Below are 23,303 nucleotides of genomic sequence, written 5' to 3'. Positions count from 1 at the left end.
AAGGGTTTTTAAAGTCGGCCGATTTAAAAGCTTTGGGTGGGAGAATGCCAAGGTTCGTAGTATGGCCCAGTGAACTAGACGGCAGGCTTTCGAGGAAGTATGGAAGACTGGTTCCAAAGAATATGGCGGTGGATTCACCCTCATTCTCTGAAGTCGAGGATGCTTTGCTGGCCATCGGGGTGAAGATTATAGAAAAAGATCACACCAAGCTCAACCCCAGGCTTTCAGGACTTGACGAAGAGCTAAGGACGAGGGGCTTCTTCGTGGTCGAATCACCGCACGGAAAAGCTAAAACACTTAAAATGGTCACTCAAAAGATACGCGAACTAAGAAAGCGCTCGGAAGATAGAAGGAAGTCCAAGAGGAGGAAGCGCTGATCACTTCTCTTCCATTTCAACTACTATTGCCGTTGTGGTGTCAATGACGCCGTCGATGTTGTGGATGTCGTGGAGTATCTTCTTTGTCAGCTCGCCGAGGTCGTTGGCCTCTATGTAGACTATTGCATCGTAGGGCCCGGTAACTGCATCTGCCCTGATTACTCCGGGTATCTGCTTCAGAGCCTCTATAACGCTTTCAACCTTTCCAATCTCTATCGTCAGCAACACGTAGGACTTAACCATGGGAACCACCCCGCAGTTTTACGTTCATATTTAAGCGGGCTTTAATTTAAGCTTTTCGTATTGCCGGAGTCCTCTGAGTTTTGAAAGGCGACACTAAACACTCAACAGCCCTAAACCGGAACGGCACCCAAAAATTTCTAAAGGGTAGCACGTACTGCCTGCAGTGAGACGACATGAAAATCAGTGAACTACCCGTTGACGGGAGAATAAAGAAGGTAATCCTGGAGAGGGGGATCGAAGAGCTCTATCCGCCGCAGGCAGAAGCCCTTAAAAGCGGCGTTTTGGAAGGGAAAAACCTCGTTTTGGCCATCCCTACGGCGAGCGGAAAGACTCTCGTGAGCGAGATAGTTATGCTAAACAAGCTTTTGAAAGAGGGAGGTAAGGCTGTTTATCTGGTTCCGCTCAAAGCCCTTGCCGAAGAAAAATACCGCGAGTTCAAGGAGTGGGAGAGGCTCGGAATTAGAGTGGCGGCAACTACCGGAGATTACGACTCAACGGATGAGTGGCTCGGGAAGTACGACATAATCGTTGCCACCGCCGAAAAGTTTGACTCACTCCTGAGGCACGGTGCCAGATGGATTGATAAGGTAAAGCTCGTCGTTGCCGATGAAGTTCATCTCCTGGGTTCCTACGACAGGGGGGCAACCCTCGAGATGATTTTAACGCATCTCATGGACAAAGCACAGATTCTGGCTCTAAGCGCGACCGTTGGAAACGCTGAAGAACTTGCCGAGTGGCTCAACGCGGAGCTCATAGTGAGCGACTGGCGCCCGGTTGAGCTGAGGAAAGGAATCTTCCACCTCGGAACCCTCTTCTGGGAGGACGGAAAAATAGACCGCTATCCCGAGAACTGGTATTCCCTGGTTGTGGATGCTGTGAAGAGGGGTAAAGGTGCGCTCGTCTTTGTGAACACCCGAAGAAGTGCGGAGAAAGAGGCGATTGCCCTATCAAAGCTCGTCTCTGGTTATCTGACCAAACCCGAGAAGAGAGCCCTTGAAAATCTGGCGTCCCAGCTGGAAAGGAACCCCACCAGTGAAAAGCTGAAGAAAGCCCTGAAAGGTGGCGTTGCCTTTCATCACGCCGGTTTAAGCAGGGTTGAAAGGACTCTAATAGAGGACGCCTTCAGAGAGGGCCTCGTCAAGGTAATAACGGCGACGCCGACACTTTCGGCCGGACTAAACCTCCCCGCCTTTCGCGTTGTAATCCGCGACACCAAACGCTATTCCAACTTCGGCTGGGTAGATATTCCCGTCCTTGAGATACAGCAGATGATGGGTCGCGCTGGGAGGCCGAAGTACGATAAAGTTGGCGAGGCCATTATAGTTGCCAGAACCGAGAACCCGAAGAAGCTCATGGAGCGCTACGTTCACGGGAAGCCGGAGAAGCTTTTCTCCATGCTGGCCAATGAACAGGCATTCAGGAGCCAGGTTCTGGCGTTGATAACAAACTTTGGCGTTAGAAACTTCCAGGAACTCGTGAATTTTCTCTCGAAGACGTTCTACGCCCATCAGAGAGGGGATACGCTCTCGCTCGAGTACAAGGCCAAGGACATAGTCTATTTCCTGATCGAGAACGAGTTCATAGACATTGATCTCGAGAACAACTTCATTCCCCTCCCCCTGGGAAAAAGAACTTCCCACCTTTACATCGATCCGTTGACCGCCAAAAAGTTCAAGGACGCGTTCCCCAAGCTCGAAAAGAATCCAAATCCGTTCGGGATATTTCAGCTTATAGCCGCTACCCCCGACATGGCCACTCTGACTGTCAGAAGGGGCGAAATGGAGGATTACCTCGACCTTGCCTATGAACTTGAGGAGAAACTCTACACGGGCATACCCTACTATGAGGATTCCCGCTTCCAGGGTTTCCTAAGTCAGGTTAAAACGGCCAAAGTTCTTCTCGACTGGATAAACGAGGTTCCAGAGGTTAGGATATACGAGACCTACAACGTAGACCCCGGTGACCTCTACCGGATCCTGGAGCTGGCGGACTGGCTGATGTACTCTTTGATAGAGCTCTACAAGCTCTTTGAACCGAAGGGAGATGTTCTCCAGTATCTCCGTGACCTTCACCTGAGGCTCAGACACGGAGTTCGCGAGGAGCTCCTTGAGCTCGTTAAACTCCCGAACATTGGAAGAAAGAGGGCAAGGGCACTCTACAATGCCGGCTTCAGGAACGTTGAAGCGATACTCACAGCCAAACCGCGGGACTTGCTCCAGGTCGAAGGCATCGGCTTGAAAATACTTGAAGACATCTACAAACATTTGGGAGTTGAACATACCCTCGAAGTGAAAGAAAAGCCCAAGAAAAAAGGCAATCTCTACGACTACCTTAAATAGCCTCCCCTCTGGTCCTCCACAATACCAATATACTCCTTCCAGGATTCAGGCCGCTGTTGTGGGCCTTCCAGCAGAATTTTCCACCGACCCTCTGCCCGAGGAAGTAGGCCAGACCTTAAAAAATTTTGCCTCCCTAACAAAGCTCAACTTTTTTAAAGCCCTCCCTTTCTACTCAAGGTGGGCACAATGATAGTGATAGTTACCGGAATGCCCGGTTCTGGAAAGAGCAAAATTGTAAAGGAGTTTGAGAAAAGAGGTATTCCCAGCGTTTCTCTCGGTGACATTGTAAGGGAAGAAACCGTAAAGCGAGGTCTTGAGCTCACCAAAGAGAACGTGGCCAAGGTGAGCATTCGCCTGAGACAGGAGCTCGGCCAAAATGCCGTTGCAAAGCTGGCCGTGGAGAAAGTTAGAGCTTTCCTAAAAAACAGCGGTGTGGTAGTCATAGACGGCGTCCGATCGCTCGACGAGGTGGGGACTTTCAGGGGAGCCTTCCCTGATGAGCGAATAATGATTGTAGCGGTTCACACTCCACCAAAACAGCGCTTCGAGAGGCTGAAAGCCAGGGGAAGACACGACGATCCAAAAACCTGGGAAGACTTCGAGGAGAGGGATTGGAAAGAGCTGCGCTTCGGAATTGGTGGCGTTATAGCGATGGCTGACTACATGATAATAAACGATGGGACTCACGAGGAGTACGAGAAGAAGGTACGGGAACTGGTTGACATGATTTTAAACGGGATTTAAGAGCTTTATAAGTTCTCAATACAATTCCTAATGGAGGCGATAAAGATGGAGCTGTTCGAGGAAGTTGAGGTGGAAGCTTACGTTTATCCAACAGAGGACATCGAGAAGGTAAAGAGGGCCATGCTCAACCTGATTCCGGATCTGGAGTTCGAGGCGTTTGATAAAGGAGATGATTATATAATCTTAACCGGAAAGACGAAGAGTAAAAAGGCCCTAAACCGGCTCTATGAGCTATTCAGGGGGCAGGCCATACTTGACACGGCCCGCTCCTTTTTGGAGGAGGGATACTTCGGAGAGGAAATAATAATTAAGGTTAACAAGCAGGCGGCCTACGCTGGAGTTGTAAACTTCAACGAGGAGTCTCCGTTGGGCCCAATAACGATAATCATAAGGACAAAAGACCCCAAAAGGCTCATGAAGTGGCTCGCTCCCAGAACCAAGGACGGCGTTCCGATAGAGTGAGAAACATTTCTGTTTTCTTTAACTACTTTGTTTGCCCAAAATGTTTAAATTATCCATCTTTGTCCCTTTTATGGTGGTTTAAATGAGAAAGGCAGGACTACTGCTAACGACCGTTCTTCTGCTGACCGTTCTCTCAGCCGGATGTATAAACTCGAATTCTGCAGGAAATAAGGAGACCTTGATAATTTTCCACGCGGGTTCGCTCAGCATTCCATTCCAGCAGCTGGAAAAGGAGTTCCAGAATTACGCCAAAGAGAACCTCAACGTTGAGGTTGTCTTCCAGGACGAGGCCAGTGGGAGCGTTAAGGCCGTTAGAAAGGTCACCGATCTCCACAGGGAAGCAGATATCGTCGCGACCGCGGACTACACCCTTATTCCGCAGATGCTCGTCTCGAACTACACGGACTTCTACGTGCTCTTCGCCACCAACGAGATAGTTATAGCGTTCACCGACAAAAGCAAGTACGCCGACGAGATGAAGGCCCATCCAGAAAAATGGTACGAGATCCTCGCCAGGCCGGGGGTTACCTTTGGCTTTTCCGATCCGAACCAGGACCCCTGCGGCTACCGTTCGGTAATGGTAATGAAGCTGGCGGATCTCTACTACGAAAAGCCGATCTTCGAGACTCTGGTTGAGAAGAACACCAACATATACGCCAACGGCACCCATATCTACACACCCAAAGAGATCGAGCTAAAAACCAATAAGGTCGTCATAAGGCCGAAGGAGACCGATTTAACTGGCCTCGTCGAAAGTGGAAGCCTCGACTACTTTTTCATTTACAAAAGCGTTGCCGAACAGCACAACCTGAGCTACATCGCCCTGCCGGACGAGATAAACCTGAAGGATTTCAACAAGGCCAACTACTACGGTCAAGTCACCATAACCCTTGGCTCTACCGGGAAAACAATAGAGGCCAAACCCATCGTCTACGGCGTCACAGTGCTCAAGGACGCCCCTCACAGAGACCTGGCGATAGAGTTCCTCAAGTTCCTCCTCGGGGAGAACGGTCAGAGGGTTTTCAAGGAGAACCACCAGGATTTCCTCAACCCGCCTGTGGCCTTTGGAAACGTTCCCGATGGGATAAAAGATCTTGTCAGGGTGGAAAAATGAGGAGGGGCTACACCTTTTACCTTTTTGCAGCACTGGGGAGCTTCCTGGTGGTCTACATATCCCTTCCGATAGCGGTAATTTTCATTAAACAGTCTGCCGATTTGGAAATGCTCTCCAGAATTATGCACGATCCCCTCGTAGTTTCTGCGATTAAGAACTCTCTCTTAACAGCCACCGCGGCGACACTTATAGCACTGCTCCTCGGTGTCCCCCTCGGATACGTTCTGGCTAGAGCTGACTTTCCGGGGAAGAGTGTAGTCCAGGCCCTTGTTGATGTGCCAATCGTCATACCGCACTCCGTGGTTGGAATAATGCTTCTGGTTACGTTCTCAAAGGCCATTCTGGATAGTTATACCGGGATAATAGCGGCCATGCTCTTCGTTTCGGCGCCTTTTACTGTGAACGCCGCCAGAGACGGCTTTCTGGCAGTCGATGAAAAGCTTGAGGCCGTTGCCAGGACACTCGGAGCATCGCCTTTAAGGGCCTTCTTCTCGATCACCCTGCCAATAGCCCTCCCCTCGATAGCGAGCGGCCTTATAATGACGTGGGCTAGGGCGATAAGCGAGGTTGGTGCTATTCTGATAGTTGCCTATTATCCAAAAACCGCCCAGGTTCTTATCCTGGAGTACTTCAACAACTATGGCCTCAGGGCTTCGAGACCGATAGCGGTGATAATGGTGGGTTTGAGCCTGATGATCTTTGTAATCCTTCGCTGGCTGGTGTGGAGGGCCAAAAATGCTCAGAGTTGAGGGAATTTCAAAGGATTACAAGGAGTTCCATCTGAGGGATATAACTTTCTCGGTTAAGCGGGGGGAGTACTTTGTGCTTCTAGGTCCCAGCGGGGCAGGAAAGACAGTCCTGCTGGAGATCATAGCAGGTATACTGGAACCCGACTCGGGCAGGGTTATACTCAACGAGAAAGATGTAACAACACTGCCGCCGGAGAAGAGGGGTCTCGCCTATGTCCCACAGGATTATGCCCTTTTTCCCAACATGAGCGTCTTCGATAACATCGCCTTTGGATTAAAGCTCAGAGGGGTTCCCAAAGATGAGAGGGAAAGGAAAGTGCGGGAGTTGGCTGAGGTCTTGGGAATCGAACACCTGCTCCACAGGAACCCCCAAACCCTAAGCGGTGGAGAAAGGCAGAGAGTAGCCATAGCCCGGGCTCTGGCCGTTGAACCGCCCCTTATCCTCCTGGACGAGCCCTTTGCCAACCTCGACGTCCAGACAAGGGGAAACCTTATCAGAGAAATGAAACGCTGGAAGAGAGAGCTGAATTTCACGGCCATTCAGGTCACGCATTCGTTTGAAGAGGCAGTAAGCCTTGGCGATCGGGTTGGTGTAATGCTCAACGGAAGGTTAGTCCAGGTTGGCTCGGTTAAGGAGGTGTTCTCAAGGCCAGAAAACGAAGATGTGGCAAAGTTTCTGGGTTTTGAGAACATTATTGAGGGTGAAGCACGCGGGGGAATTCTCACTGCAAACGGCATGAAAATAGAACTCCCCCTGAAGGTGGAGGGAAGGGTTCGCATTGGAGTAAGGCCGGAGGACATAGTGCTCTCCACACAACCAATCAAGACCTCCGCCAGAAACGAGTTTGAGGCAACGGTGGAGTCAATTGAAGAGCTCGGTCCACTGGTTCGCGTGCACCTGTCCGTTGGTGGCCTCATTTTGAAGGCTTTTATCACACGTTCCTCGATGATTGAAATGGGCATAAAGCCCGGGAAAAGAGTCTACGCAAGTTTTAAAGCGAGCGCAATACACGTGTTTTAGTTAGTACGCCTGTGCAAGCCAATATTTACCCGATAGTTCCACAAGTTTTGCACTTTAAACCGTTAATTCCGCAAAATTGGGCGGAAAAAGCTTAAATATATAATGGCCTTGTAACAGTACGGTGAAACATGAGAGCCACGGCAAAAAGTGAAGATATGATAAAAAGCATCCTCCCCTGGGCCTCTTCAGATTATCTTGAGAAGGCTATCTCTGAGAGAAAAAGAGAGATCGTGGAGGTTCTCGGGATCATCGACTCATTGACACTTTCCGAAATTCCTGACGAAGTAAAGGGAATCGTGAAGAGGCCGAGATGGGAGACTTTTCTTGTGGAGTAAGTTAATAAAGCACAACCTCGACCTCTTCTCCCTCAAGGTAACCTTCACTGTCCTCTGGGATTAGGATGTAGCCGTTGCTCTCAACGAGCGAGCTTATTATGCCGCTCCCCTTTTTCTTTATCGGCCTCGCCTTTCCGTCCTCGTACCAGACCTTAACGAACTCTGCCCTTCCAAGCTGGCTGGGTACCCTATCGGTAAGCCTTGCCTTCACTCTGACCTCGTAGTTTCTAGCCCCTACAAGCTTTGCCAGAGCATGCTTGACGTAGAGGTGGAACTGGGCGAAGACCGCAACAGGATAGCCGCTCATGACAAAAGTTCTCTCACCGTAGCCTATGGGCCTTCCCGGTCTTATCGTCGTCCCGTGGAAGAGCAGCTTAACGAAGCGGTGGGCAAAGTCCATGTCCCCGAACGCGGAACCCCCAGTCACGAGAACGAGATCGTTTTCCTTCTTTGCTCTCTCGATGATCGCTCCAATCTCCTCAGGGTCATCGGGGAACACTCCATAGAACACGGGCTCGCCAAAATATTGCTTTACAAGCCCTTTGAGCATTATTGAGTTGCTCTCAAGGATTTTTCCGTGGTTCAGGGCTTCTTCGTCATACTCTTCGATGAGCTCGCTTCCAGTAACGATTATCCCAACGCGGGGCTTTCTCTTTGCCATCACCGACTTAAAACCAATGCTCTTTAGAATCGCCAGGTCCTGAGGCCTCAGAACTTGCCCCTTCTTCAGAACGGCCTGACCCTTCCGGACGTCCTCCCCTTTCATGGCCACGTTCTGGCCGGGAGCGACAGGTCTGAGAACCTTTATGATGTTTCCTTCCCTTTCGGCCATTTCCTGCATGAGGACTGCGTTTGCACCCTCCGGGATCTTCGCTCCGGTTAGAAGCTTCACCGCTGTTCCCGGTTCGACTTTGGTTTTGCTCTCTCCCCCAGCCGGTACCTCATCTATAACTCTGAGCTCTACCGGGTTGTATTCTCTGGCCGGAAAGGTGTCCTCTGCCCTAACCGCGTACCCATCAACCGCCGCCCTGTTGAAGGGCGGGCTGTCGATCGGGGAAACCACGTCTTCGGCAAGAACCCTCCCCAAAGCCCGATCCAGAGGTACTTCTTCAACGTCCGGTATTTCCTCTATGTCCTCAAGCATCATTCTAAGGGCTTCCCGGTATGGCGTGAGGCGCTTAAATTCCCTCATCTCACTCCCTCCCGTGCTTCAGAACGTGGCCGGCCTCGTTGAGGATAATCTTTATCCCCGTCTTAGCCGCTCCGAGGCTACCTGGAAGGCAGAACACCGCCATAACCTTTCCGGAACTCCTTATTATTCCCCCTGTTGCCCTTGTCATTATCGCCGCCGTACCTATTTCCTCGTAGCTGGCCAGCCGGAAGATCTCCCCAAAGGACAGCTCCTTATCGAAGAGCGGTCTAACGCTCTCTATAGTTATATCTCTGCTTGTTATCCCCGTGCCCCCCGACGTTACCACCACGTCAGCTCCAGCGTGGAAGGCATCCACGATGGCTCCTACTATTTCCATTTTCTCGTCCGGAACGATTTTGTAGAGCACCTTCTCATGACCGGCCCTCTCGAGCTCTTCAACCAGAAACTTTCCGCTTGCGTCTTCCTTTTCCCCTCTGCTGGCCGTATCGCTGATGGTTATAACTGCAAACCTGAACTTTTTGGGAGCCGTTTCCTTGTGATCCTTAACGCCCATTGCAATCACCGTTTGAGTTTTCATTCTTTGCCTAATAACCTTTGTCCAGTCAAACGTTTGTGTTTAACAAAAAAGCAGAACGGTTTTTAAGACCTGGATCGAGGGTTTAGAGGGTGATGGAAATGTACATGGCCGAGTTCAAGCTCCGTTACGGCGACAGAAAGTGGTACGTGAGGAGGATCGTCGAGGCCTCTTCCCTGGAGGAGGCCGAAGAAAAGGCCAGAAAATACGCCAGGCTCATGAACAGGGGCGAAGTGGTCTGGGAGCTGAGCTACGTGATCGAGTCAAGCAGGCCACTCCTCATAGGGGACGAGGAAATTAAAAAGCTTGAAGGCAGCTAAACCTCCCTCACTTCTCCCGCTAGGTTTTTCCCCATTATTTCCCTTATCTCGGCAACGTCTCTCGTGTGCCCAAGGGCCCACATGAGCTTCACAAGCGTTGCCTCCTTTGTCATGTCCCCGGCAGGAATTACACCGGCTTCTAAAGCCCGTCTTCCAACCTCATACCTCGTGAGATCCACACCGCCGTAGAGTGCCTGAGTAGTCATGACCACAGGCTTTTTCCCGCTAACATTTTCTACCGCAGAAAGGAGATCCCTTCCCCTGTAAGGAATCCCTCCGGCACCATAGCCCTCAAGAATTATTCCGTGGACATTATTCGCTACCGCCAGAAAAACTTCCGGAGAGAGACCTGGGGTGAGTCGAAGGTGGGCGACGTTGGGGTCGATGTCGGGATCGAACTCAGGCTCACCCGTGGGGAGCGGAGGCCTGTGCCTTACGAGAAGTTTTCCCTCCTTGACGTAGGCTATATCGGGATAGTTCACACTCTGGAAGGCGTTTAGGCCAGTGGAATGAACCTTCGAAACCCTCGTTCCAAGCATGATTTTATCCATAAAGGCCACGTATATGCCCGGAAAGCCCTTTTCGGCAAAGGTTAAGGCCGTTCTGAGGTTTCTCGGCGCGTCGCTTTCCGGCTCGGTTATCGGGAGCATAGAACCCGTGAGAACCACCGGAACCGGTGGGTTCCTTATCATGAAGCTCAGAGCCGAGGAGGTATAAGCGAGAGTGTCGGTTCCGTGGGTTATTACCACCCCGTCGTACTCACCAAAGGCCTCGAAGACGGCTTTACCTATTGTTTTCCAGTCCTCGGGCTGAAGTAAGGTACTGTCCAGGTTAAGGATGTCCCTACTTTCTAGCTTGACTCCATCTCTTTTTTTGATCCCGGCAATTTTGAGAATCTCGTCTACGCTCAGTGAGGCTTTGTATCCCCTCTCAGTTTTTGCGCTCGCTATCGTGCCCCCTGTCCCGAGTATGAGAATTTTCAAATCCCTCACCCGGCGAAAAATAGCCGGGAACCTTTTTAGTCTTTCCGACGAAAAAATTGGAGAAAAGGGAAGAATTTTTGAACATACGTCAGTTTTTATCCCTGATCAAGAACATCATGACAAAAGCGAGAAGGTTCATCAACGCCGCGTAGAGGAAGGAGTAAGTCAGGGAATAGCTCTGCCAGAGCCAGCCCGCTATCACAGAGGCAGGAAAGACGAAGATCCCGAAGACCGTGTGGTAGGCCCCTATCACAGTGCCCTTCTCGAAGTCCTTTGCGAGGTCAGCCATGTACGCCCTTGGAATGGTGTCTTCAATCGCTATGTAGATCCCGTAGAGGAGGAACGCTAAGACAAGGGTTCCAAATCCCCGGGCGTAGGCAAACGCCAGCGATGCCAACGCCGAAATCAGAAAGCCGGCCGTAATGAGCCTCTTCTTGCCCACCCTGTCAGAGTAAACCCCTATCGGGTAAGCCGAGAGGGCGTACATGAGGTTGAAGAGCGCGTAGAAGGCCATCTCACCTTTGAGGGAGTAGCCCAGCTCTCCAGCCTTCCAGAGGGTGAAGGCGTAGCTGTACCTGCCGAGGGCACCCACCGCTATCACTAGGAGGAACAGGCGAAGGTTCCGGCTTTTCAGCGCTGAGACCCCGGCTATCTTCTTTCTGACCTCTCTTCCCCTGTCCTTAACGAGGAGAACGATTATCAGGAGGGAAAGGAGACCCGGAACCGCAGCAGCCAAGAAGAGGTAGCGGTAGGCCCTCTCGATTTCAATCCCGCGCATGAGGTAGAGCAGTCCTATGCCAACCAGCGGGCCAGCTACTGCCCCCATGGTGTCCATCATCCTGTGGAAGCCAAACGACTTCCCAGTCTTCCCCTTCTCGGAAGATTCCGCTATGAGGGCATCCCTAGGGGCCGTTCTAATCCCCTTCCCGACGCGGTCGAGAACCCTCAAGCTTAAGAAGTCCCACCAGTGCTTTGTAAACGCCAGGGCACCCTTTGAGAAGGTCGAGAGGGTGTAGCCGGCAAAGATGAAGACCTTTCTCCGCCTGAACCGGTCGCTGATGTACCCAAAGGCCACCTTGAACAGTGAGCTGAGGCTCTCTATGGCACCCATCAGGGTTCCGCCCAAGAGTTCACCAGTTCCCAGAACGTCGGTCAGGTACTTCGGGATCACCGGGTTTATCATCTCGCTGCTCATGTCGTTGAGGAAGCTTACAAGGCCGAGGACGAAGACGTTCCAGCTGATTCCGAAGACCTTCTTATCTCTTTGACCCATTTTCACTCCCCCAACACCTCGTTGCAGAGCTCTTTAACCATCTTCCTGGCCTCGCCGAGAAGCCTACTACCTTCGGGGGTGATAGTGTACACCCGTACACGCTTCCCGTTTCTGACCTCAAACCTGCTCTCCAGGAGGCCCATCGCCTCCATTCTGTGGAGGAGGGGGTAGATCGTTCCGGGACTGACGTTGTAGCTGTGTTTTCTGAGCTCTTCCATCATAAACTTCCCAGTCACTCCCTCCCTGCTGGCGTGGTGGAGGACGTGAATCCCCATAAAGCCCAAGATTACGCGCCTTATCATATCGAACACCGATATCTAAGTTCGATGTTATCTTAAAAAACTGTTTCAGGACACTATCCCCCAAGAACCCACACAAACCGATAATAATTTAAGAGACACCACGTAGTACCTTCCTGGTGTAATAGAATGAAAAAGTTAGTCACGGCTGTACTCGCGCTTCTCTTTGCCACTGTACTCATCCCCGTTTCTGCTCAGCCCACTTGGGCGTGGCACTACCACGACGACTGCATAGTGTTTTCCGTTGCCTTCAATAACAACGGAGATCTTGGCTTGGGCTTCGGCTACTATGCCATAATCCTGAACAAAAACGGCGAGAGACTCCTCCGTGCCCCCGTTAGGGGGTTCGCCTACTCCGCGGCACTGAGTGACAGCGATACCTTGATCATAGGAACCGACGGAAACTGGGTGCAGTTCTTTGAGCCTGGAAAGGGACTAACCGCGGAGTACAAAACCGGCGACGTCGTGTGGGCCGTTGACATCTCGCCCGATGGCAGATACGCCGTTGCCGGAAGCGGCGATGGGAACGTTTACTTCTTTGAGAACCAGAAGCTGAAGTGGAAGCACGATACGGGGGCTTTTGTGTGGACCGTCGATCTCTTTGGAGATAAGGTCCTCGCGGGCAACGATAACGGCGACCTCGTGGCCCTTGGTCTCGATGGCTCCGAGCTGTTCTCAAAGCACTTCGATGGCCAGGTAAGGAATGTCTACGGATCAAAGGACATGATAGTTGCCCTCATACTCTCCAGCGACGAGTCGTGGAGCGAGGTTGTGGCCCTCGACTGGAGCGGGAACGAGCTCTGGGGAAAGCACTTCGACGGAAAGGTTATGAAGATCGGCTTCGACGGTGAGAACGTTGCCGTTGCAGGTGCGCTCGATAGGATAGTGCTCCTCGACAAAAACGGGAACGAGGTTTACTCCGTCCCCTTCTTCCTAGAGGCCTTTGATGTGGACACGGCGAGGGGCTACACCATCGTGGCCGGTGGTGACGATGCCCTCTTCATAGGGCCCGACGGGAACGTCCTCTGGGACTATTATCCCAACGAGACCGTTGAGCGGGTGGCCATTTCAAAGGACGCCCGCTATTTAGCTGTGACTCATAGGGTTCACGGAAAGGAGATGTGTGAAGGCACGGTCGACTTTGCGATTCTCGGTGGAACTTCCAACCCGGTTGAAACCACGACGGAAAAAACCGGCAAGAGGGGCCTTGGAAACCCGCTCGTTGCTGGAGGAATAATACTCGCCGTCCTGATAGCGGGTCTCTTCGCCTGGAGGGAGATGAGAGAGTGAATGTTGTAATAGAAGCAAAGAACCTCACCAAGCGCTACGGGGACTTCACGGCAGTCGATGGGATAAGCTTCGAAGTAAAGCAGGGGGAGATATTCGGCTTTCTCGGGCCGAACGGCGCCGGGAAGACGACAACCGTCAGGATGCTCTCAACACTCACATCGATAACCAGCGGGGAGGCCTACGTCAACGGATACGACGTGAAGAAGGAGAAGAAGGCCGTTAAGAAAACCATCGGCGTCGTCCAGGATGTCTCGAACCTCTACGACGAGCTGACCGTCGAGGAGAACCTCCGCTTCTTGGCCAAACTCTACGACGCTCCTATGGAGAACGTTTCAAGGCTGATAAAGGACTTCAACCTCCCGGCGAAGAGGAAGTTCGGAAAGCTCAGCTCGGGCTACAAGCGGAGGGCCACCATTGTGGCGGCATTAATCCACGAGCCGCCGGTTCTCTTCCTCGATGAGCCGACGGTGGCTTTAGACGTCCAGTCGGCTAACCTCGTCAGAAATATGATCCAACTCCTCAACAAGGAAGGAAAAACGATATTCCTCACAACCCACAACATGACCGAGGCGGAAACGCTGCCTCATAGGATAGCCATAATAAACAGGGGAAAAATCGTGGCTGTTGGGAAGCGCAGCGAGCTGAGGAAGCTCGTCGGAAAGGGCATTAAGGTGCGCTTCCGCGTTGAACCTCTGAGCAACCGGTTTCTCCGCTTCCTCGAGCCATACTCGCCGAAGCCCGACGGAGAGACGCTCGTGGTGACCGTTGAAGACCCGGACGCTTTTCTGGAGGAGTTCTGGGAACTCAAGAGGGAGCTCGGCTTCAGGATCCTGCACCTCTCTACCGAGCTTCCGAGCATAGAGGAAGTCTTCCTCCAGCTTACAGACAACAATGAAGATCGCGAGAAGCCCTGCGCCTGTGGGGGGTGTCCGCTGTGAAGGTAGTCCCAATAATCGCCAAGGAGCTCAAGGAGTACATGTTCAAGCCCGGCTCGATAAGCTGGGGCCTAGTGTTCCCGATAGTGTTCAGCTTAGCTTTCATAGTCCGCTTCGGCGACATCGACCACCTTGCCCCGGGTCTCGTCAGCATCTCGGCCCTCTTCGCAACGACGTCGTTCGTGGCATCCTCACTCATCTTCGAGAGGAGGTTAAAGACCTTTGAGAGGCTTCTGCTGGCCCCAATAAGCTACGGTGAAATAATCCTTGCCAAGGTTTTAGTCGGAGCCCTCTTCGGCCTCATGGTGAGCGCGATAACTCTGACCCTCGTCAGGTACTTCATGGTCTACTCCGTCTGGAACTGGCCGCTGACGTTGCTCGGAATCCTCCTGGCCAACCTCGCCTTCTCTGCCCTCGGTGTCTACATCTCGCTCGTCGTCGAGAACCCGATAAACGTGATGACCTGGCTCAACGTGATAAGGCTGCCGATGATGTTCACAAGCGGTGCCATAGCCTCGCTTACGCTCTTTCCGAAGTGGTTCATGGCGATAGGTTTGATAACGCCGATGACGTACTCCGTCGATGCCCTTAGGTATTCGCTCCTCGGCTACTATGACGTTATAGCCCCACTCTATTCGCTGCCGTTGCTCCTCTTCATGACGCTGCTCTTCATGCTCCTCTCGGTCAGATCGCTCAGAAGAATGTATTGATGGGCTCGGAGGGTGTTCACGTCATCATCCGTGAGCTCTCAGTTTGCTTGCTAGTCCTCATTGCCCATCCTATTTTTCCGGCTTGATTTTTAAAGCTAGTCTTAAAAGGTTCCTTTTTCAACGAAGGCTGGGGATCACCATGAAGGCCCCAGAGCTGGGAATAAGAATTGGCCTCCACGAGCACGGAAAGAGGAACTCCATAGCGGACCTGGGCATCAGGGTCGGTCACACAACCCTCATCGAAGGCGAGAACATCAGAACCGGCGTTACAGTTCTTTTACCACCCGTGAAAAACCCCTATCGAGAGAGGCTTTTTGCCTCCACCTTCGTCATGAACGGCTTTTCCAAACCGATAGGCTTCGTTCAGGTCGATGAGCTCGGCTACATCGAGACGCCCATTGCCCTAACCAATACGCTGAGTGTCTATACTGTTGCGAGCGCGATGGTTAGACACATGATCGAGCTAAATTCCGATTTAAGGAGCGTCTCGCCCGTTGTCATGGAGTGCAACGACTCCTACCTGAACGACATTCGGAGGATGGCCGTTCGTGAGGAGCACTACTTCGAGGCCGTTAAGAGCGCCAAACTCGACTTCGAGGAGGGTTCCGTTGGAGCAGGAACCGGAATGAGCGCCTTCGAGTTCAAGGGTGGAATCGGCTCATCATCAAGGGTCGTTGAAATCGGTGGCGAAGAATACACGGTAGCTTCCCTCGTCCTGGCGAACTTCGGGAGGAGAGAGGACTTGACTATCGCCGGCGTCCCGGTTGGGCTCTACCTGAAGGACTACCCCGGGAGAGGTACATCTGGAAAGGGCAGCATTTCTATGGTAGTTGCCACAGACGCTCCTCTTACGGCGAGGCAGTTGAAGAGACTCGCAAAGAGGGCCGTTGTGGGGTTGGCGAGAACAGGAGGCTACGCCTACCACGGAAGCGGCGACGTTGTTCTAGCTTTCTCTACAGCCCAGACGGTTCCAATGGGGAAGGAACCCGAATTCGTGAGTTTCCTGCCCGATAACTCCCTCAGCAGGCTCTTCAGAGCTACCGCCGAGGCAACGGAAGAGGCGATAATCAACGCTCTCCTGCAGGCGAAAACAGTTGAAGGCAACGGACACGTAAGATATGCGCTGCCCATGGAGAAGGTTCTTGAAATTCTGGAGAAGCACGGGATGATTGAGCGTGCGTAGGCTCGTTCGACTCTTTTTTACCATGGTTTTTAGTGTTAACTTGGAATGTTTTTAGTTTTATCAATCCACTTTAGAGAAATCCGAAACGCATATATATGCAAGATTTTCTTCATACCCATGAGGTGATAAAATGGCCCGCATCGTCCTGACGACGGACGAGACCCTGACGAGCACGTACCATGACGTGCCGTTGCTCGATTTTCTGGGCTGTGCGCCCTACGATAAACTGCCAAAGTGGGTCTTTCGCTTCTTCGACACCCAGCTGCCGGATGAGAACGGCGTTCTCAGTCAGGCCCCTTACGGACTGAGGAAAGTTGAAGCGGCACTACTGAGAGACGGATTCAACCGGAATGAAGTCGTGGTAGCCCACCCGCGGGCTGTGGAGCGGTTTATTGACGAGAAAACCACTATAGTTGCCCTTTACGAGATGGACCCCCTCGGCCTCGGGCCTGTCAGCATGATGTTCACGAAGGGCGGCCAGTGGAGGAACTACACGAGCGTCAAGTTCAGGGAGCTGATCAACAGGATAAACCGGGTTCGAGAGTCGAAGGGGCTGAAGTTCAAGTTTGTCGTTGGCGGACCCGGTGCATGGCAGCTCGAATTTAGAAGGGAAGAGCGGGAGAAACTCAGAATAGACCACGTTGTGATGGGCGAAGTTGACCACGTAGCGGGCGAAATCTTCAGGGACATAGAGAGCGGAAGTGCCGACGAGACGGTATTCGTGAGGGGATGGCCGAGGGTGGAGCAGATACCAACGATAGTAGCCCCGTCCTACAAGGGGCTTGTCGAGGTAATGAGGGGCTGCGGCAGGGGGTGCCGCTTCTGCGAGCCCAACCTGAGGGTGGCCCGCTATATACCCATCGAGAAGATTGAGGAGGAAATAAGGTTCAATGTCAACGCTGGAATAGACCACGCCTGGCTACACAGCGAGGACATATTCCTCTACCGGGTGGAGGACAGGAAGAACTTCTACCCCAACGCAGAGGCCGTTGTGGAGCTCTTTGAGGTCGCGAGGAGGTACACGGGGAACGTGAACCCGACCCACGGCGCGGTGGCAGGGGCCCTGGCGGTTCCGGGAATGATAGAGCGGATATCCGAGATAGTCGATGCCGGGCCGGACCACTGGGTGGGCATACAGGTGGGCTTCGAGACAGCCTCGCCCGAGCTGATAGGCAAATACATGAACAACAAGATGAAGCCCTTCTCGCCCGAAGAGTGGCCCTGGGTTCTGCTCAACGGAACCTACGTCTTCAACAAGAACTACTGGTTCCCGGCTTACACCACAATCCTCGGCCTCCCCGGTGATACCGATGAATACGAGATAATGACGGCCCGCCTCATAATTACGATGGAGAAGGAACTCGAGGAAAAGCTCGGCAACAGGGCGCACTTCACGGTCACGCCCCTGGCGTTCGTGCCCATGGGCCTCCTCAAGGACCAGGAGTTCTACAAAATCGACGACATGATCACCTACGGCCAGTTCCTCCACCTGTACTACGCCTGGAAGCACATGATGCGGGAAGTTACGGGGGGACTGCCGGCGGTTATGAAGAACAACCCGTTCCTGATACCGTTCTACCCCCTGGCCAGACTGGGGACGAGGATCGTCATAAGGCAGATCGAGAAGTGGGGCAAAAGCAAAGGCTACGAGGTCAAGAGGCTGGAGCCGCTGGAAGGCCTGAGGATCGAGGTTGATGAACACAGGTGGTATTCCAAGCCTGCCCTCGCGGAGGCCTACTAAAGGTTCAGGCCTCTATCTCCTCGTATTTCTTCTTCATCAGGAGTGCATCGCCCTCTATGTTTGGACTCTCGCTTATGACAACTCCCTTGACCTTGAACTCCTTGAGAACGCGGAGCAGGTCTTCCCACTTCATGTCGCTCTCCTGGAGGTTGAGGTGTCTCCTCTCGCCCTTGTCGGTGTACTCTATGCCCGACATGTGTATGTGCATATTGTCGAGGGCTTCCCTGCCGAGCCTCTCCTCAATGAAGGCCAGCATCTCGCGCCATTCTTCGGTCGAGTTGCACTCCCCCCTGTTCCTCGCGTGTGCATGTGCGAAGTCTATCGTCGGGAGAACCATCTCAAGCTCCTCGCTCAGCTTGACAATCTCCTTCAGGTCGCCGAACTGGGTCGGCTTTCCCGTCAGCTCGGGCCTTATCCAGACCTTAATGCCTTTGTCCATGAGCTCTTTCTGAACGTCCTTCAGGGCCTCTAAGATCCTCTGGTAGACGCTCTCGGGGGGTTGTTTGAGGTAGTAGCCAGCGTGGAAGACAACGCTCCAACCACCGGCTTGATGAAGTCTTTCGGCACTCTGGATAATCCTCCTCTTGCTGGCCTCGACCTTTGCCTTCTCGCTCGCGTTGAGGTTGATGTAGTAGGGGGCGTGAGCGGTTAGAAGGACATCGTGCTTCTTGGCAACGTACTTTATCTTCTTAGCCAATTCCGGACTGAGGTTGACTCCGCGGACGAACTCGAGCTCCATGGCATCTAAACCGAGGTTTCTAACGTGGATTATACCGTCTATGGTTGAGCGCTTCGGCGTTGAGAGCGGGATCCCGGCCGTTCCGAAGCGCAGTCTATCAACCTTAAACATGCTCACCACCCAAAAGAATTAGGGAGGCCTAACTTATAAGCCTACCGCTCGATTTTCTCACCTAAGATCCTCTCAAGAACCAGAACTTCCCTTTCCAGTTCATCCTCGATCGAGGAAAGGCGGTTGCGGAGTTTCCGGAGCTCATACTCAATCCTTTTAATCTCCTCCTCAGTCGTCTTGAGTGATTCCTCACTGGCTTTCATAGATCCCCTAGCCGATTCGACCTGGGAGGTAATGAGGCCGATCTGTTTTTCGATTTCCGTTATCTCTTGAACCTTGCTGAGAAGGTTCTGGAGCAGCCAGTCCGCGGCTTTCTTCGCCTTCTTATCAAGAGAGAGATAAACCCTTCTGACCAGTTCCAGGAACTCCTCCGGCTTCTGGAGGACGTGGGAGGTGTCCTTGATGAATGGGGCAGCTTCCGGAATGCGCATCCTTTTCAGGGGTTTCTGAAGCTTTGAGGCCTTTGATCGTACCTCGGTCTGGAGGGTTCTCAGCCTCACCTCAAGGGCGTTCTTTTCCCCAACTAGCCCTTCCAGTTCTGGAGATTCAGAGGATCTCCCACCCTCAAGCTCTTCCCTCAACCGAGAGAGCTCGTCGAGTCTCTGTTCCATACTGGAGATCTCCTTCCTGACCTCCTCCATTTCCGCGATGAGCCTGGCAACGTCAAGATCCGGAAGCCCTTTCTCCCGGATTTTCAGGGAGTATTCTCCATAGATTTCCCCGAGCTCCTTTAAGAGACCGTTAACGCGGTAGACGTCCTTCTTGAAGAGGACTATCAGGTATCTCCCGTGCCCAACATGGAGTTTGGAGATCTCCCCCAGCTTTCGTTCAAGCTCGTCCATAGCTGTAATGCCGCCAAGGATCCGCCTAAGGGTTGATACGTAGGCGTCCCTCTCCCTGAGGGCCACCCTGAGCAGGTGGGAGTCAACGTCCTTTGGCGGCTCTTTTTTCTCAAGCCCATCCAGGATGCGTAGGATCTCACCGATTATTTCACGCACCCGGTCAAGGTATTCACTTCTCAACCTCTCAAGCTCGGCTTCACGTTGCTTCCTGAGCAATTCGTACCTCTTGATCGCCTGCTCCAGTTTCAATCTCATCACCATTCGCCCAGCGGATAGAATACCTCCTAATAAACGTTGAGATCATCACGCTGAAGATAACGTCCACAAACGCCGCCGAGATCTCAATGACAGTTGCGAGGGAGTGGAAGTTTATCACGGAGAGAGCGTAGCGGCTCGTAACGTCCACTATTATCCAGAACGTTGGCAATATCAGCAGCCCGGCAATGTTGTACCATATGTGGGGGTCTTTTTTCAAGTAGGCCTGAACAATACGGCCAACAAGGACAACGGCTATGCCAATGATGATGGTGGTATTGATCGAGTGGATGTACAGGATCAGCTTTATGAGGCCCGGTTCGGGAACTTTGCCGAGCAACTCGATTGCGTAGGAGTCTATATTCACGTAGGCGTTTATCATTCCGGCTATGATTATTAAGAGGCCTGAAACACCAAAGATTACCTGAATAAACTCATTGACTAGGGCCCTGAAGATCTGAATCCTAAAGCCCTTGGTAAAGGCGTAGCCTCCTATGAAGAGGAGGATGACGCCAGCAACGATGTTTGATATTATGTTCATGCTCTGGGGATAGCTGACAGAAAGGAGCTTCCCCACACCGTAGAGGAGGAAGATCAGGCCGGGAATTCCAAGGAAGACCTTTGAAGCCTCGGGGTCGCTTAGAATCTCCTTGATGTAGCGGTAGATAACGTAATAGGTAGTCTCAATCGTCTCGTTCTGTTTGACAACCACCCTCTTGGAGCTCACAATGGGTAACCGGGAGGATAAAATCGGGAACACCTGCTCGTCCTCGGCTCCGTCGGTCACGGGTATGACACCATCGGCCGGAAACTTTTTCAAAACCTCGTCAAGCTGCCTGGCAAGCTCTAGATCACTTTTAACCCCAACTTCTGGATGACCAGTTATCAGGGCAACCTCAACGTCTTCGAACTCACCGCTCTTCTTGAGCTCATCGTAGAGCTTGACGGCGGCATAGACAACGTTCGCATCGCTGTCTTCGGGGTCAGCAAGGCTCAGCTTTAGGGCGGCGTCTATACATTTACCCTTTCCAATAACCGGTCCCTTAACACCGGCCTTCTTACCGAAGTCATCATCCCTATCGATGGCCAGCACAAGAACCTTCATCACTACCCCCCGTGAACCTTCTCCATTACCGACCTAACTTTGTCCTCCATCCGGACTGGTCTGTCCCGCCTGTCGTCAATCCGTATAGTTGTTGATACCCTCTGTGCTCCCAGCGTAAACATCAGCTCGTGCGCCTCTTTTATTATCTCGAATGCATCCCCAACCGTTGGAACCTCAATTATCGTTGACATGGGTGTCAGTTGATATTTAACACCCTTCCTCTCTAAAAGCTTTACTACTTCTGCAACGTACCGGCTCAGACTCCTCTCGCCCAAAGGAACAATCGCGAACTCAACGATGACCAATTTCGACACCCGACTTAACTACTTTCGGCACATTTTAAACCTTGCGGCAGGTTAACCTAATAAGCATGGCAAACCTACTTCCCCCAGGTGGTACTGGTGTACAGGATAAAGGATGAATGGGGTGAGTTCCTCGTCAGGCTCGCGAGGAAGGCCGTCGAGGAGTACGTGAGACACGGGAAGGTTATACAACCTCCCAAGGACACACCGCCCGAGCTGTGGGAGAAGATGGGCGTCTTCGTCACCCTCAACAGGCATAACGTTCCGCCTCAGGCCGCCCTTCGTGGCTGCATAGGCTTCCCGCTCCCGATTTACCCGTTGGTTGAGGCGACGATAAAGGCGGCCATCTATGCCGCCGTTGACGACCCGCGCTTCCCGCCGGTGAGGGAGAGCGAGCTTGATGACCTTGTCGTTGAGGTAAGCGTCCTCACACCGCCAGAACCCGTTGAAGGCCCGCCCGAGGAGAGGCCAAAGAAGATAAAGGTCGGCAGGGATGGGTTGCTCATCGAGAAGGGCATCTACTCGGGCTTACTGCTCCCGCAGGTTCCGATAGAGTGGGGCTGGGACGAGGAGGAGTTTTTGGCGCAGACCTGCTGGAAAGCCGGCTTGCCGCCAGACTGCTGGCTCGATGAGGACACGAAGGTCTACCGCTTTACCGCAGAGATATTCGAGGAAGAATACCCAAGGGGGCCGGTGAGGAGGAAGCCGCTGGTTTAACCCCTCCCCAATTTTGCAATGAAGAAGCTGTTGCAGTCGTGCCTGTGAGTCCAGGCGCGGAAGACCTTGTCTCCAATCTCAAGGGAGCCCCTGTCTCCCCAGCTGAAGTCATAGGGGATAAGCTCCAGCCCAACCCGGTTTACCGCGAAGAGCACGTTCTCCTCGTCCTCATCGATTCTAATTGAGCAGGTCGAGTAGGTCATCTTGCCGCCGTCGCGGAGGTTCTCGTAGGCGTTGCGGAGCATGTTCCTCTGCACACTGATTATGCGCTTAATCTTCTCCCCGTCGAAGCGCCACTTCACCTCGGGGAACTGGCGGTAGGTCCCGGAGCTTGAACACGGCGCGTCGAGGATTATTTTGTCGAACTTGTCTTTGTCCCTGAAGCTCTGGCCGTCGGCGTGAACCAGTTTGACGTTTTTAATACCCAAAAGCTTCATCTTCTCCTTCATTCTCATCAGTCTGTCGTAGGAGTAGTCAACCGCGACGATTTCGCCCCTGTTCTCCATCAGAGCCGCCGCGTGGAATGTCTTCGAGCCGGGGGCCGCTGCCAAATCGAGAACCCTCTCGCCCGGCTCCGGATTTAGGACGTGGGCGACATATGCTGAGGCCAAATCCTGAATTACGAACTTCCCTTGTTTGTACCAGTCGAGCCTCGTGACCGGCGTTTTATACTCGAGGACTTTCAACACGTCAGGAACCGGAGTTAAGGCAGTCCTAACGCCGTTTTCCTCAAGGTAGTCCCTCAGCGAGTCAACATCTGTCTTCAACGTGTTAGCCCTTACGTAGTAGCGCTGAGGTTTGTTGTTGCTGAGGAGAAGCCTTACCGCTTCGTCGTAGCCAAAAAGGTCGATAACATACTCCACGTACCAGCGCGGGTGGGAGAAGCGAACGCTCAACCACTCTATCCTGTCCTTCTCCTTGAGCCTCTTTAGGGCCTTTTCGACGTCGAACTTCTCTATCGAGTGCATCAGCGCGTTGACGAATTTGGCGCGGGAGAAATCGAACTTTTCTTTAACCACGCGGATTATTGAGTCGGTAGCTATCGCGGGAGGAACCTTCCGGAAGTGTATCTCAAAAGTCCCTATGCGGAGGAGGTTTGCCAGATAGGGATCGAGGTCTTCAACGGTTGAGCCTTTCAAAACCGAGTTGATTATGAAGTCTATCTTTGCCCGCCACTTCTCTATCTCGAAGACGTATGCATGTGCCAAACCCCTCGCCTTCTCACGGTCCTTTCCGGCCACTCGCTTAAAGACCCTCTCAAGCGCGTGCTTGGAAGACAGCTCGCGCTCCTCAACGAGCATCAGCGCGTCCGCCACCACTTCCTGAAAGCTCACTCGGTAAAACAGCTCCATGGGCGGGAATTAGGGAGGAGGTTTAAAAAGGTGGT

The 23,303-nt window shown here is 52.6% G+C and carries 26 protein-coding genes; 15 read left to right on the top strand and 11 right to left on the bottom strand.

Features of this window, described 5'->3' with window-relative positions; genetic code table 11:
- Positions 1–44 precede the first annotated feature (44 nt).
- Positions 45–377: a signal recognition particle protein Srp19 gene (locus A3K92_RS04375; protein WP_088885106.1), complete on the top strand. Its 333-nt coding sequence runs from the start codon at positions 45–47 to the stop codon at positions 375–377.
- On the opposite strand, the gene A3K92_RS04370 is transcribed toward A3K92_RS04375, so the two are convergent.
- Positions 378–620 (bottom strand): Lrp/AsnC family transcriptional regulator, encoded by a 243-nt coding sequence (locus tag A3K92_RS04370; protein WP_088885105.1) that lies wholly within the window; start codon positions 618–620, stop codon positions 378–380. It lies immediately after the preceding gene.
- Between the two features lie 173 nt (positions 621–793).
- Between A3K92_RS04370 and A3K92_RS04365 the strand changes: the two genes are divergently transcribed.
- From A3K92_RS04365 to A3K92_RS04335, 7 genes are all read left to right on the top strand, one after another.
- Positions 794–2,959, top strand: coding sequence for an ATP-dependent DNA helicase (locus A3K92_RS04365; protein ID WP_088885104.1), 2,166 nt, complete (start codon positions 794–796; stop codon positions 2,957–2,959).
- Positions 2,960–3,145: 186 nt separating this feature from the next.
- On the top strand, positions 3,146–3,703 hold the full coding sequence (locus A3K92_RS04360) for a dephospho-CoA kinase (RefSeq protein WP_088885103.1): 558 nt from the start codon (positions 3,146–3,148) through the stop codon (positions 3,701–3,703).
- 45 nt (positions 3,704–3,748) lie between these two features.
- Entirely contained in the window at positions 3,749–4,165 is a 417-nt protein-coding gene (locus tag A3K92_RS04355) for an RNA-binding domain-containing protein (protein WP_088885102.1), read from the top strand.
- An 82-nt stretch (positions 4,166–4,247) separates the two neighbouring features.
- Positions 4,248–5,279 carry a tungstate ABC transporter substrate-binding protein WtpA gene (gene wtpA / locus A3K92_RS04350; RefSeq protein WP_088885101.1) on the top strand — a complete coding sequence of 344 codons (1,032 nt, stop codon included), beginning with the start codon at positions 4,248–4,250 and terminating at the stop codon, positions 5,277–5,279.
- Positions 5,276–6,028 carry a tungstate ABC transporter permease WtpB gene (gene wtpB / locus A3K92_RS04345; protein ID WP_088885100.1) on the top strand — a complete coding sequence of 251 codons (753 nt, stop codon included), beginning with the start codon at positions 5,276–5,278 and terminating at the stop codon, positions 6,026–6,028. Before wtpA ends, wtpB begins: the two co-directional genes overlap by 4 nt.
- Positions 6,015–7,049, top strand: a complete 1,035-nt coding sequence (wtpC, locus tag A3K92_RS04340) for a tungstate ABC transporter ATP-binding protein WtpC (RefSeq protein ID WP_088885099.1) — start codon at positions 6,015–6,017, stop codon at positions 7,047–7,049. Before wtpB ends, wtpC begins: the two co-directional genes overlap by 14 nt.
- 128 nt (positions 7,050–7,177) lie before the next feature.
- On the top strand, positions 7,178–7,384 hold the full coding sequence (locus A3K92_RS04335; RefSeq protein ID WP_088885098.1) for a hypothetical protein: 207 nt from the start codon (positions 7,178–7,180) through the stop codon (positions 7,382–7,384).
- 1 nt (position 7,385) lies between these two features.
- On the opposite strand, the gene A3K92_RS04330 is transcribed toward A3K92_RS04335, so the two are convergent.
- Positions 7,386–8,576 (bottom strand): molybdopterin molybdotransferase MoeA, encoded by a 1,191-nt coding sequence (locus A3K92_RS04330; protein WP_088885097.1) that lies wholly within the window; start codon positions 8,574–8,576, stop codon positions 7,386–7,388.
- A gap of 1 nt (position 8,577) precedes the next feature.
- Entirely contained in the window at positions 8,578–9,090 is a 513-nt protein-coding gene (locus tag A3K92_RS04325; RefSeq protein ID WP_088885096.1) for a MogA/MoaB family molybdenum cofactor biosynthesis protein, read from the bottom strand.
- A gap of 122 nt (positions 9,091–9,212) precedes the next feature.
- Here A3K92_RS04325 and A3K92_RS04320 point away from each other — a divergent pair, with 122 nt between their 5' ends.
- Positions 9,213–9,431: a hypothetical protein gene (locus A3K92_RS04320; protein ID WP_088885095.1), complete on the top strand. Its 219-nt coding sequence runs from the start codon at positions 9,213–9,215 to the stop codon at positions 9,429–9,431.
- On the opposite strand, the gene A3K92_RS04315 is transcribed toward A3K92_RS04320, so the two are convergent.
- From A3K92_RS04315 to A3K92_RS04305, 3 genes are all read right to left on the bottom strand, one after another.
- Positions 9,428–10,414 (bottom strand): asparaginase, encoded by a 987-nt coding sequence (locus A3K92_RS04315; RefSeq protein WP_088885094.1) that lies wholly within the window; start codon positions 10,412–10,414, stop codon positions 9,428–9,430. The genes A3K92_RS04320 and A3K92_RS04315 overlap by 4 nt on opposite strands.
- Positions 10,415–10,502: 88 nt before the next feature.
- A complete protein-coding gene (locus A3K92_RS04310; RefSeq protein ID WP_088885093.1) occupies positions 10,503–11,687 on the bottom strand; it encodes an MFS transporter in 1,185 nt (394 codons plus the stop codon).
- A 2-nt stretch (positions 11,688–11,689) separates the two neighbouring features.
- Entirely contained in the window at positions 11,690–11,989 is a 300-nt protein-coding gene (locus A3K92_RS04305; RefSeq protein WP_088885092.1) for a PadR family transcriptional regulator, read from the bottom strand.
- Positions 11,990–12,115: 126 nt separating this feature from the next.
- Here A3K92_RS04305 and A3K92_RS04300 point away from each other — a divergent pair, with 126 nt between their 5' ends.
- The 5 genes from A3K92_RS04300 (at position 12,116) to A3K92_RS04280 (ending at position 17,845) form a co-directional block, all read left to right on the top strand.
- Positions 12,116–13,276 (top strand): WD40 repeat domain-containing protein, encoded by a 1,161-nt coding sequence (locus A3K92_RS04300; RefSeq protein WP_088885091.1) that lies wholly within the window; start codon positions 12,116–12,118, stop codon positions 13,274–13,276.
- On the top strand, positions 13,273–14,214 hold the full coding sequence (locus A3K92_RS04295; protein WP_088885090.1) for an ABC transporter ATP-binding protein: 942 nt from the start codon (positions 13,273–13,275) through the stop codon (positions 14,212–14,214). Before A3K92_RS04300 ends, A3K92_RS04295 begins: the two co-directional genes overlap by 4 nt.
- Complete coding sequence (locus A3K92_RS04290; RefSeq protein WP_232460919.1) at positions 14,211–14,921, top strand: ABC transporter permease; 711 nt, start codon at positions 14,211–14,213, stop codon at positions 14,919–14,921. Before A3K92_RS04295 ends, A3K92_RS04290 begins: the two co-directional genes overlap by 4 nt.
- 139 nt (positions 14,922–15,060) lie before the next feature.
- Positions 15,061–16,104 (top strand): DmpA family aminopeptidase, encoded by a 1,044-nt coding sequence (locus A3K92_RS04285; RefSeq protein WP_088885088.1) that lies wholly within the window; start codon positions 15,061–15,063, stop codon positions 16,102–16,104.
- A 130-nt stretch (positions 16,105–16,234) separates the two neighbouring features.
- Positions 16,235–17,845: a B12-binding domain-containing radical SAM protein gene (locus A3K92_RS04280; RefSeq protein ID WP_088885087.1), complete on the top strand. Its 1,611-nt coding sequence runs from the start codon at positions 16,235–16,237 to the stop codon at positions 17,843–17,845.
- A gap of 4 nt (positions 17,846–17,849) precedes the next feature.
- Here the strand turns inward: A3K92_RS04280 and A3K92_RS04275 are convergent, their stop codons facing one another.
- From A3K92_RS04275 to A3K92_RS04260, 4 genes are read right to left on the bottom strand one after another with little or no spacing between them, the layout of a single operon-like run.
- The gene (locus A3K92_RS04275; RefSeq protein WP_088885086.1) at positions 17,850–18,695 is read right to left on the bottom strand and encodes a deoxyribonuclease IV; all 846 of its coding nucleotides are present in this window, start codon (positions 18,693–18,695) and stop codon (positions 17,850–17,852) included.
- A gap of 41 nt (positions 18,696–18,736) precedes the next feature.
- Positions 18,737–19,798: a V-type ATP synthase subunit I domain-containing protein gene (locus A3K92_RS04270; RefSeq protein ID WP_232460918.1), complete on the bottom strand. Its 1,062-nt coding sequence runs from the start codon at positions 19,796–19,798 to the stop codon at positions 18,737–18,739.
- Positions 19,734–20,897: a DUF373 family protein gene (locus tag A3K92_RS04265; RefSeq protein ID WP_088885084.1), complete on the bottom strand. Its 1,164-nt coding sequence runs from the start codon at positions 20,895–20,897 to the stop codon at positions 19,734–19,736. The genes A3K92_RS04270 and A3K92_RS04265 overlap by 65 nt, the downstream gene beginning before the upstream one ends.
- A 2-nt stretch (positions 20,898–20,899) precedes the next feature.
- Positions 20,900–21,202 (bottom strand): MTH1187 family thiamine-binding protein, encoded by a 303-nt coding sequence (locus A3K92_RS04260; protein ID WP_088885083.1) that lies wholly within the window; start codon positions 21,200–21,202, stop codon positions 20,900–20,902.
- Positions 21,203–21,298: 96 nt separating this feature from the next.
- Between A3K92_RS04260 and A3K92_RS04255 the strand changes: the two genes are divergently transcribed.
- Positions 21,299–21,916, top strand: a complete 618-nt coding sequence (locus A3K92_RS04255; protein WP_088885082.1) for a TIGR00296 family protein — start codon at positions 21,299–21,301, stop codon at positions 21,914–21,916.
- Here the strand turns inward: A3K92_RS04255 and A3K92_RS04250 are convergent.
- A complete protein-coding gene (locus A3K92_RS04250) occupies positions 21,913–23,268 on the bottom strand; it encodes an RsmB/NOP family class I SAM-dependent RNA methyltransferase (RefSeq protein ID WP_088885081.1) in 1,356 nt (451 codons plus the stop codon). The genes A3K92_RS04255 and A3K92_RS04250 overlap by 4 nt on opposite strands.
- Positions 23,269–23,303: the final 35 nt, after the last annotated feature.

The sequence above is a fragment of the Thermococcus gorgonarius genome (assembly GCF_002214385.1).
GTDB lineage: Archaea > Methanobacteriota_B > Thermococci > Thermococcales > Thermococcaceae > Thermococcus > Thermococcus gorgonarius.
This window is presented reverse-complemented; position numbering and strand designations above follow the sequence as displayed.

Excerpts from the sequence above, each read along its gene's own strand:
- A3K92_RS04375 (WP_088885106.1), top strand. The coding sequence starts at position 45 with ATGCCAAGGTTCGTAGTATGGCCCAGTGAACTAGACGGCAGGCTTTCG.
- A3K92_RS04370 (WP_088885105.1), bottom strand. The coding sequence starts at position 620 with ATGGTTAAGTCCTACGTGTTGCTGACGATAGAGATTGGAAAGGTTGAA.
- A3K92_RS04365 (WP_088885104.1), top strand. The coding sequence starts at position 794 with ATGAAAATCAGTGAACTACCCGTTGACGGGAGAATAAAGAAGGTAATC.
- A3K92_RS04360 (WP_088885103.1), top strand. The coding sequence starts at position 3,146 with ATGATAGTGATAGTTACCGGAATGCCCGGTTCTGGAAAGAGCAAAATT.
- A3K92_RS04355 (WP_088885102.1), top strand. The coding sequence starts at position 3,749 with ATGGAGCTGTTCGAGGAAGTTGAGGTGGAAGCTTACGTTTATCCAACA.
- wtpA (WP_088885101.1), top strand. The coding sequence starts at position 4,248 with ATGAGAAAGGCAGGACTACTGCTAACGACCGTTCTTCTGCTGACCGTT.
- wtpB (WP_088885100.1), top strand. The coding sequence starts at position 5,276 with ATGAGGAGGGGCTACACCTTTTACCTTTTTGCAGCACTGGGGAGCTTC.
- wtpC (WP_088885099.1), top strand. The coding sequence starts at position 6,015 with ATGCTCAGAGTTGAGGGAATTTCAAAGGATTACAAGGAGTTCCATCTG.
- A3K92_RS04335 (WP_088885098.1), top strand. The coding sequence starts at position 7,178 with ATGAGAGCCACGGCAAAAAGTGAAGATATGATAAAAAGCATCCTCCCC.
- A3K92_RS04330 (WP_088885097.1), bottom strand. The coding sequence starts at position 8,576 with ATGAGGGAATTTAAGCGCCTCACGCCATACCGGGAAGCCCTTAGAATG.
- A3K92_RS04325 (WP_088885096.1), bottom strand. The coding sequence starts at position 9,090 with ATGGGCGTTAAGGATCACAAGGAAACGGCTCCCAAAAAGTTCAGGTTT.
- A3K92_RS04320 (WP_088885095.1), top strand. The coding sequence starts at position 9,213 with ATGTACATGGCCGAGTTCAAGCTCCGTTACGGCGACAGAAAGTGGTAC.
- A3K92_RS04310 (WP_088885093.1), bottom strand. The coding sequence starts at position 11,687 with ATGGGTCAAAGAGATAAGAAGGTCTTCGGAATCAGCTGGAACGTCTTC.
- A3K92_RS04305 (WP_088885092.1), bottom strand. The coding sequence starts at position 11,989 with ATGATAAGGCGCGTAATCTTGGGCTTTATGGGGATTCACGTCCTCCAC.
- A3K92_RS04300 (WP_088885091.1), top strand. The coding sequence starts at position 12,116 with ATGAAAAAGTTAGTCACGGCTGTACTCGCGCTTCTCTTTGCCACTGTA.
- A3K92_RS04285 (WP_088885088.1), top strand. The coding sequence starts at position 15,061 with ATGAAGGCCCCAGAGCTGGGAATAAGAATTGGCCTCCACGAGCACGGA.
- A3K92_RS04280 (WP_088885087.1), top strand. The coding sequence starts at position 16,235 with ATGGCCCGCATCGTCCTGACGACGGACGAGACCCTGACGAGCACGTAC.
- A3K92_RS04275 (WP_088885086.1), bottom strand. The coding sequence starts at position 18,695 with ATGTTTAAGGTTGATAGACTGCGCTTCGGAACGGCCGGGATCCCGCTC.
- A3K92_RS04270 (WP_232460918.1), bottom strand. The coding sequence starts at position 19,798 with ATGGTGATGAGATTGAAACTGGAGCAGGCGATCAAGAGGTACGAATTG.
- A3K92_RS04265 (WP_088885084.1), bottom strand. The coding sequence starts at position 20,897 with ATGAAGGTTCTTGTGCTGGCCATCGATAGGGATGATGACTTCGGTAAG.
- A3K92_RS04250 (WP_088885081.1), bottom strand. The coding sequence starts at position 23,268 with ATGGAGCTGTTTTACCGAGTGAGCTTTCAGGAAGTGGTGGCGGACGCG.